Origin of the sequence: Litchfieldia sinesaloumensis, from assembly GCF_900156865.1 — a bacterium.
GTDB classification, from domain to species: domain Bacteria; phylum Bacillota; class Bacilli; order Bacillales; family Bacillaceae_L; genus Ferdinandcohnia; species Ferdinandcohnia sinesaloumensis.
Genome location: NZ_LT732529.1, coordinates 1,398,750 through 1,399,135, shown reverse-complemented (window position 1 = coordinate 1,399,135; position 386 = coordinate 1,398,750).

Here is a 386-nt window from a genome sequence, read left to right as displayed (position 1 = left end):
AATAAAAGGAATTTTTTCGTTGTAAAGCTGCTATATTTGTAAAAAATGCCCACTTGCGCATGTTTTCAAAGCAAAAAACCGATAAAAGCATGCGAAAATTAGATTTGCACATGCAATTAAGTAGATAGGTAGTTTAAAAGCATGCGTATCATCCATTAAAAGGAATTTTTCGCATGTAAAGCTGCTATAATTGTAAAAAATGCCCACTTGCGCATGTTTTCAAAGCAAAAAACCGATAAAAGCATGGGAAAATTAGATTAGCACATGCAATTAAGTAGATAGGTAGTTTAAAAGTATGCGTATCATCCAATAAAAGGAATTTTTTCGTTGTAAAGCTGCTATATTTGTAAAAAATGCCCACTTGCGCATGTTTTCAAAGCAAAAAA